Origin of the sequence: Paenibacillus sp. FSL L8-0158, from assembly GCF_038592965.1 — a bacterium.
Classification (GTDB): Bacteria; Bacillota; Bacilli; order Paenibacillales; family Paenibacillaceae; genus Paenibacillus; species Paenibacillus polymyxa_D.
The window spans coordinates 2,982,048-2,991,323 of sequence record NZ_CP151949.1; the positions used below are offsets into that span (position 1 = coordinate 2,982,048).

Consider the following 9,276-nt stretch of genomic DNA (forward strand, 5'->3'; position numbering starts at 1 on the left):
CGATACTTTTTTAGAATTCGACAGAAAAGGTGTTTTTTCAACAAAGGAGTGTTTAATCAAAGATCGAATATATAGAACTATGTCAAACTTCTACAAAATATTGGAGGAAATGCATATTATGTACTCACCAGTCCGAAAGATAGAGAATGAGATGGGGAGAAATAGATTTTATGTTTTTAGTAAGAGGCTTGGTAGGGAGGTCAGACTTTATAATTCCCTTCAATATGATCATTGGGTATTAACTGAAACTGACCTTTCTGTCTTGGATTACTGTGAGAGGCCACATAAAATCACAGTTTCTGTGGCTGGTAAAGTTGTAGAAACAGTTTTTGATATGTGGATTAAATCGGCAAATGAGGAAAAGTTTCCATTCGGGGTGCAGGTTTGATTTGGGGTATTGATTTTTCCAATGTGGAGGATGAGCGAATCACGCAAAAAGTAGTAGAGGAATGTTACCAAAACGGTTTAATCATCGAAAGCGCAGGAAGAAAAGACAGTGTTATAAAACTTATGCCTCCGTTAACCATCGAGCTTGAACTTTTGCAGCAGGGTTGTTCAATTATCAGACAAGCTATTCAAGAGAATATAAATAAAGTATTGGAGGTCGAAAGTTATGGATAAAATCGCCATTATAGGAATAGGATGCCGTTTGCCAGGAGGAATAAGGGGGCCTGAGGAGTTCTGGGAAGCATTGACTGCGGGAAAAGATATGACTTCCGATTTACCCGAAGGCCGCTGGGATTTAGAAAAGTTTTATGATCCTGACAAATCAAAGCCAGGCAAGCATTACACCTGTCATGGTGGATTTTTAGATAAAATAGATGAGTTTGACCCTTTGTTTTTTGGTATTTCTCCAAGGGAAGCGGCCTTTCTTGATCCACAGCAAAGACTGATGCTGGAGACATCATGGGAAGCAATGGAAGATGGAGGCTTGGATCCGGCCAAGCTAGCAGGAACCAATACCGGTGTCTTTGTAGCGGGCTTCACCCTTGACTATCAAGCAATACAATTTAAAAACGAATCGGTTGAAAGTTTAGATACACATTCGGCAACGGGTATGATGATGACAATGTTGTCCAACAGGATTTCATATATATATGATTTCAGAGGTCCAAGTTTGTCTGTAGATACAGCGTGTTCGGGCTCTTTGGTTGCAACACACCTTGCATGCGGGAGTTTATTGAATAATGAATGTAATCTCGCAATAGCAGGCGGAGTAAGTGTTATAGCTACACCTGAGTATACCATAGCGGAAAGTAAGGGTGGTTTTTTATCTCCCGATGGACGGTGCAAAACTTTCGATTCCAGTGCAAACGGTTATGCAAGAGGAGAAGGAGCCGGCGTTGTGGTTTTAAAACGCCTGTCAGATGCTATCGAAGACGGAGATAGGATTTATGCCGTAATAAGTGGATCGGGTGTAAACCAGGACGGCCACACAGACGGGATTACTGTTCCAAACGGGCAGGCTCAGGAAAACTTAATGAAGGAGGTATACAAAAAGGCAGGAATATCACCTTCAGATATAACATATATTGAAGCTCACGGCACCGGCACTCCGGTTGGAGACCCTATTGAGGCTAATGCAATAGCACGAGTGGTTTCAACAGACAGGCCAAAAGATAAAAAGTGTATTGTCGGATCTGTTAAGACAAACATTGCCCACCTTGAGGCCGCTGCAGGAGTTGCCGCACTGATAAAAGCTTCACTAATCATAAAGCATAAGCAAATACCTCCACATCTGCACTTTAAGAATCCAAACCCTAAAATTCCCTTTGACGATTTATGTATACGAATTCCTCAGACCCTGGAGCCTTTGCCGCAACCCGCATTGGTTGGCATAAATTCATTCGGTTTTGGAGGAACAAATGCCCATATCCTCTTGGAGGAAGCTACAGATCTCCAAAAAGAGGGTACTCCTGAAGTTAATGTAAATACCGGATGGCCATATATGATTCCCATATCTGCGCGCTCAGAAAAGGCGCTAAAAAACTATGCGCAAAAGTATGTTGATTTTATTAATGGAAGTGGAGAAAGTATTTCTTTATATGATATTGGAAGCATGATGAGCAAAAAGCGCACCCATCATGACTATAGACTAGCGGTTTCGGCATCTTCAAAGGAAGAACTTGCAGGAAACCTGGAAGCGTATATTAAAGGACAAGCACGCCAGGGGATGTCTGCGGGAAATGTTGAGGCAGGAAAGTACAATAAAGCTGTTTTTGTATATACAGGTATGGGGCCCATATGGTGGGCTATGGGCAGACAGCTCCTTGAAAAAGACCCTGTGTTTAGAAATATGATAGAAAAATGCGATAAACTTACACGTCAGTATGCTGGATGGTCTCTACTGGAGGAACTTCTCGCCGATGAGGAGAATTCACGTCTGGACCAGCCCCAGTTTGCTCAACCTGCCAATTTTGCTGTTCAGGTGGGTTTGACTGAAGTATGGAAATCCTTGGGTATTATACCCCATGCGGTGGTAGGACACAGTGTTGGAGAAGTGGCTTCTACATATGTTGCAGGAATTTACAGCCTTGAAGATGCCATGTTGGTAAGTATTCACAGAAGCCGTGCACAGCAAAAAGCAGTAAACAAGGGCACAATGCTGGCGGTAGGTTTACCAGAAAAAGAAGTTGTGGCCCTGCTGGATGAGAACATAAAAGGTGTTTCAATGGCAGCAATCAATAGCCCAAATTCGGTAACTTTGTCAGGTGATCCTGATGCCCTTGAGCAGATCCAAAAACAGTTGCAGGATAAGGGGGTTTTTGCGCGGCTTTTAAAGGTCAATGTAGCGTATCACAGTTACCAAATGGAACCATATGAGCAGGAGCTATTGGAGGCATTAAAAGGAATAAAGTCCCAGCCTGCCGGGATACCGATATATTCCACGGTTACAGGGAAAATGCTGACGGGTACAGAGTGTGATGGACATTACTGGTATAAAAATGTAAGAGAGCCGGTACGTTTTGAAGCAGCAATGTATGAAATGATTTCGTTGAATTATAACTTATTTATTGAGGTGGGCCCTCACCCTGTTTTAGCAGCTTCTATTTCTGATTGTCTGTCAGCTAAAAACGTTGAAGGTAAGAAGTTGTTCTCTATAAAAAGAAATGAAAACGAACAGGTTTCAATACTGGAGAACTTAGGGAATCTATATGCACTGGGATACCCTATAGATTGGAACAAGATTTACCGGTACCAAGGTGAGTTTGTAAGTCTCCCTCTTTATCCATGGCAATGGGATAAATACTGGATGGAAACGCAGGAATCAAGTGAATTTAGGCAGGGAAAAAATAAGCACAAGTTTTTAGGACGCCGTTTGAAAACTTCCAGCCCTATATGGGAGATTGAACTTAATACTACCTATATGACGTATCTTTCTGATCATAAAATACAAGGTATAGAAGTTTTCCCCGGAGCAGGGTATGTAGAGCTGGGAATGGCTTGTGCCAGAAGCTATTTTGGAGAGGGTTTTTATACAGTTGAAGATATAAAGTTTGAAAATGCTTTATTTTTAAATCAAGGAGTATCACCTGTGGTGCAGGTGGTTTTGGATCCAAAAACCGCAAAATTCGAGATTTCAAGCAGGATACCGGGACAAGATAAGACTTGGACATGCAATGCATCCGGCACAATAAGAAAACGGCAAAACATAAAGATCACTGCTAAAGATGAGTTGATTCAAATACTTGGCAATTGTACCAAAGAATACGGAAAAGAAGTATGTTATAAAACCTTCTATCAAATGGGTTTCCATTATGGTCCTTATTTCCAAGGTATAGACAAGATATGGAAAGGTGATAACGAAGCTCTTGGCAGGATCGAGATCCCTAAAATACTGGAGATTGATAGCTCTATCTACGGTCTTCACCCGGCGGTATTGGACGCCTGTTTCCAGGTTACCATTGCGGCAGTTGCACCACTTAATGAAGATGAAAATAACGAAGGCCAATCATTCCTACCTGTAGGAATAGACAGGGTGCAGCTTTATGGAAGGCCGGAGCCTGTCATGCTTTGTCATACGCAGATGGTAGATAGGAAAGATAATAATTTGAACGCCAACATCCGTCTATATAGTGAGGACGGAAATCTAATCGCCGAAATACTGGGCATAAGAACTAAGGAACTTGGAAATAGTGGAGGGTCTGATGCTGGAAGAGTTAAGGATTATCTTTATGAGATAAACTGGGAGCTTCTAAAAAGTGAAGAAGTTGATACCCGCACAGCTGCTGCTAACTCTGGAGCATGGCTTATTTTTGTGGATCATAAAGCAGCAGGAAAAGAACTGGCAAATCTCCTTGAAAAAAGGGGAGAAGAATGCTTTATGGTATATCCTGGTGAGAATTTTGGTTGGCAGTATGAAGAGCGTGAGATATATATAAACCCTCGAAGCATTGAGGATCTTAGAGCGTTGTTTGATGAATTCTCAAAAATTAAAACGAAGCTAACAGGTATTGTATATATGTGGAGCCTCAATATCCTTGAGATCCAGGAAGTTAGCAATACAGCTATAGAAAAAGCTTGTTTTGAAAACCTGTTTGTATTAAAACACCTGGTACAAGCAACCACAAATCTGGGATTAAATTTTAAGCTGTGGGTTATTACAAGAGGAGCCCAAATGATCAACAGGGCTACTCCAAATTCTGCATTCTTACAGTCGTTGGTATGGGGCCTTGGCACCGTCATAGGTTACCATGAGTTGCCTTCAAATTGGGGAGGCCTTGTAGACCTTGACATAGAGGCCAATGCGGGTGAAATGGAAATGCTGTTAAAAGAAGTCTTAGGTAATGGAGAGAACCAAATTGCTTTCCGTAATGGGAATAGACTTGCAGCAAGAATCGATAAACTGCGGATTGATATGCAGCATCAAGTACCCGTACATCTTCGCCCCGATGGAAGTTATGTTATTACAGGTGCTTTTGGTGGCATAGGTATGATTACAGCCCAGTGGATGGTTGCCAAGGGAGCAAGACATCTGGTACTGCTTGGACGCGGAGAATTTCCAAAACGTTCTGAATGGAACAATGTAGAGCCAGGCAGCAGCCTTGCAGAGAGGATTGAGTTTGTTCGTAAGCTGGAGTCCCAGGGGGCAACAGTATATATTGGATCAGTGGATGTAACTGATGAGGAAAAGCTTGCTGGATTTTTTAAAGATTTTGATAAGGAAGAAAGGCCTCCTATTCGAGGTGTTGTACATTCTGCTGGTATTACGGATGATCAATTTCTTGAGGTTAGTAAAGATGAGACTTTTTATAGGGTCCTTTCGCCTAAGGTAAATGGTGCATGGAACCTTCACCGTATGACAGAGGGACGGCCTATTGACTTCTTTATTTTATTTTCTTCAGTTGCTTCTGTATTTGGTTCACCAGGCCAGGGAGCATATGCAACTGGGAATGCCTTTTTGGACTCACTTGCACATTACCGTTTATCGAGAGGACTTCCTGCACTGAGTATCAATTGGGGACCATGGTCAGAGGTTGGAATGGCTGCAAGGTTTATGGAACGTGATCCGGAGTATTATATACAAAAATCCATAGAATCTGTAACGGTAGAAAAGGGAATTAGGGCTATGGAGCACCTTGTTGGAGAAGCTGTTGCACAGTCTGTGGTTCTACCTATACTCTCGTGGCAAACGTTTGGGGAAAAATGGTTCTCACCCATGAGTTCTCCACATGTGCTTAAAACTCTTTTGCAAGATGAGTCAGGACAACAAGAGAATATAAATAAATCAAAGGTGGATGTTGATATCCTGGAGGATATTATTTCATCTCCAATACAGAGCAGGCAGAATATCGTTGAAATGCATATTAAAACAATAGTAGCGAAGGTTTTGCGTTATAATCCTGAGGATCTAAGTACCAAACAACCACTAACTGTTTTTGGGATGGATTCATTAATGGCCACCGAAATAAAAAACAGGATGGAGGTTGCCTTTAAAACACCTGTTTCCATAGTAGAACTTCTTAAGGGTTCCAGCATATACGATCTTTCCGAGCAAATGATATCAAAGCTATACGAATCGGGAAAGATTTCAGAACAGGATTCCCTAAATATGGGTAAGGCTGAGCTTGAAAGAATACCTAAAGTTTCTGAAAAAGAGTACTATGAAACCTCATCTGCACAAAAGATGATGTATATCATTAATAATCTTGAGGGTAACAACATTGGGTATAACATACCTGTGGGAATTTTATTTGAAGGTGGGATTGAAAGGGTTGCCCTTGGGGAAGCATTAAAAACATTGATACAAAGGCATGAAGCATTTAGGACATCCTTTGAGATGATTGATGGGGAGCTTGTGCAAAGGATACAAGATGAAGTTGATTTTACTATAGAATATTTTGAGTCTGAGGAAGACGGAGTAGAGAAAATAATCGATGAATTTGTAAGACCGTTCGATTTAAGCAAAGCACCCTTAATAAGAGTAGGTCTTATAGAAATCCATGCTAGCAGGCAAATACTTTTGCTTGATGTACATCATATAGTCTCGGATGGAACTTCAATAATCAGGACTTTTGATGAAATAGTTTCTATATTAAGTGGTGAAAGCCTTCCGGCAATGGAGGTGCAATATAAGGATTTTGCCCAGTGGCAGAATGGCTTGTTTAGCACTGAGGTTTACAAAAAGCAGGAAGAATACTGGCTTAATAGGTTCAAGGGTGAAATTCCTATCCTTGATATGCCTACAGATTATCCTAGGCCTGTCCTTCAAAGCTTTGAAGGAAATAGGTTGCTATTTGATTTAGACAGTCATTTGATGGATAAATTAAATGTACTTTCCTCCCAAACAGGAGCCACCGTGTATATGATACTTCTTGCGGCATTAAATACACTAATGTATAAATACTCAGGACAGGAAGACATAATTATTGGTACTCCTATAGCGGCAAGAACTCATTTTGATACTGAAAGAATACTGGGGATGTTTATAAATACCCTGGCATTAAGGAATTTCCCAGAGGGAAATAAGGCCTTTACTGAGTTCTTGGAAGAAGTAAAAGAAAGCTCCTTAGAAGCATATGAAAATCAGGAATACAGGTTTGATCAGTTTGTGACAAAACTTAACGTAAAGAGAGATTCAAGCAGAAATCCTTTATTTACTGTTATGTTTAATATTGTTCCTTCTGATGAGCATATTATGGAACATCGTGGTGAATTAAAGTATTCCAAATATCCGGTTGAAAGTAAAACATCAAAATTTGACCTAACATTCCAGTTGATACCAGATGGTCATAATATAATATTATGGATGGAATATGCTACACGTCTGTTTAAGAAGGAGACGGTAGAAAGGCTTGTTCAGCATTACTTTAATATCCTTGAAGAGATAACCTCAAACCCTGAAAAAAAACTATCAGAAATCAATATGTTATCCCAAGAAGAAAAGGAGCGAATAATATACGGCTTTAACGATACGAAGGTTGAATTTGAACATCACCTGACGGTACACCACCTGTTTGAGCAGCAGACGAAAGTACGTCCAGACAATATAGCAGTAGCGTATGAAGGCCGTAGATTTACATATGGCCAGATCAACCAAAGGGCAAACAGGATAGCAAGGTACATGCTAAAGGCTGGCACTGGTAGAGAAGAAGCCGTAGTTGTCATGCTGGAGAGGGGACCCTTATTTGTAGAATCGGTACTTGGTATATGGAAAGCAGGGGGGGCTTACATACCTGTAAATCCAAAATACCCTACACAAAGGGTGCTTGATATATTTAAGGAATCTAAAGCTGCCTATGTGTTGACCTTATCAGATTATGTGACCCAGCAGCTTAGTGAGAACTATAAAGGCCGAATTATATACCTTGACCAGTGTGAAAAAGAGATTGAGGCTGAAAGTGGCGAAAACCTAGATCTAGATATAGACATAAATAGTTTGGCCTATGTTATATATACATCTGGTTCAACTGGTGTACCAAAGGGAGCTATGATAGAGCATCTTGGCATGATAAACCACATCCATGCGGAAATAAAGGAACTTTGTATAACTAACAACAGCATAATATCCCAGAACTCGCCTCAATACTTTGATGTATCTGTATGGCAGTTCTTTGCAGCCCTAACCATAGGAGCTCAAATTATCATCTATCCAGATGAAATAGTAAAGGATGTTGCAAGGTTTACGAATCGGATCATAGAAGATGGCATAACGGTCCTTGAGGTGGTACCTTCATACCTTGCTTTAATGCTTGAGTATGTGGAAAATACAGGGAATAAACCGGAAAAACTTCATTACTTGCTGATAACGGGAGAAACCGTAAAATCCGGCATAGTAAGGAAATGGTTTGACCTATGTCCAAATACTAAAGTAGTTAATGCCTACGGACCTGCAGAGGCAGCGGACGATATTACTCTATATACTATGGAAGCTGCTCATGAAGGAGAGAACATTCCTGTAGGCAAGCCTATACAAAATATGAATCTATATATAACAGATAAAAACATGAACCTGTGCCCTATCGGAGTAAAAGGAGAGATCTGCGTCTCTGGAACAGGTGTAGGAAGGGGTTATTTAAATGACCCTGAAAAAACAGCCCATGTATTCCTTGAAGATCCTTTCAGAGAAGAAAAGGGGATAAGGCTGTACAAAACAGGAGACCTGGGAAGATGGCTGCCTGACGGGAATATCGAATTCCTGGGCAGAATAGACCATCAGGTTAAGATCCGCGGATACCGAATAGAGCTTGGAGAAATAGAAGCTCAGCTTCTAAAACATTCTTCAATAAAAGAAGTTGTGGCAGCAACAAGGGAAGACCCCCAAGGGAACAAGTACATCTGTGCATATATAGTTGGAGAAAGTGAATTGACAATACCGGAATTAAGGGAGTATCTCTCCAAAGATCTGCCAGACTACATGATCCCTTCATATTTTGTACAGTTGGAAAAACTGCCTTTATCAGCGAATGGCAAGGTAGATAGAAATGCCCTGCCTGCCCCTGATGGAAATATTAATACAGGGGTAGACTATGCTGCACCATTCGGTGAAATTGAGGAGAAGCTTGTACTGATATGGAGCCAAATCCTTGGAGTCCAGAAGATTGGAGTAAATGATAACTTCTTTGAATTAGGAGGAGACTCATTAAAGGCAACCAATCTTGTATCAAGGGTTCATAAAGAATTTGACATAGAATTTGCATTAAAAGAAGTGTTTATGGGTCCTACAATTTCGGCAATAGCAAAAAGTATTAAAAATAGACTTAACGATACAGTGGAAATCGAAGAAATTTTAAGCATGATTGAAAATCTATAAATAGGAATTAAAAGAGATGAAAT

At 40.7% G+C, this 9,276-nt stretch carries 3 protein-coding genes; all 3 read left to right on the plus strand.

Annotated elements, in window-relative coordinates; all coding sequences use genetic code 11:
• Positions 1-118 precede the first annotated feature (118 nt).
• From NSQ68_RS12975 to NSQ68_RS12985, 3 genes are read left to right on the plus strand one after another with little or no spacing between them, the layout of a single operon-like run.
• Positions 119-388: a hypothetical protein gene (locus tag NSQ68_RS12975; RefSeq protein WP_342426166.1), complete on the plus strand. Its 270-nt coding sequence runs from the start codon at positions 119-121 to the stop codon at positions 386-388.
• The gene (locus NSQ68_RS12980; RefSeq protein WP_342426167.1) at positions 385-621 is read left to right on the plus strand and encodes a hypothetical protein; all 237 of its coding nucleotides are present in this window, start codon (positions 385-387) and stop codon (positions 619-621) included. The genes NSQ68_RS12975 and NSQ68_RS12980 overlap by 4 nt, the downstream gene beginning before the upstream one ends.
• Positions 614-9,253 carry a non-ribosomal peptide synthetase/type I polyketide synthase gene (locus NSQ68_RS12985; protein WP_226000642.1) on the plus strand — a complete coding sequence of 2,880 codons (8,640 nt, stop codon included), beginning with the start codon at positions 614-616 and terminating at the stop codon, positions 9,251-9,253. Before NSQ68_RS12980 ends, NSQ68_RS12985 begins: the two co-directional genes overlap by 8 nt.
• Positions 9,254-9,276: the final 23 nt, after the last annotated feature.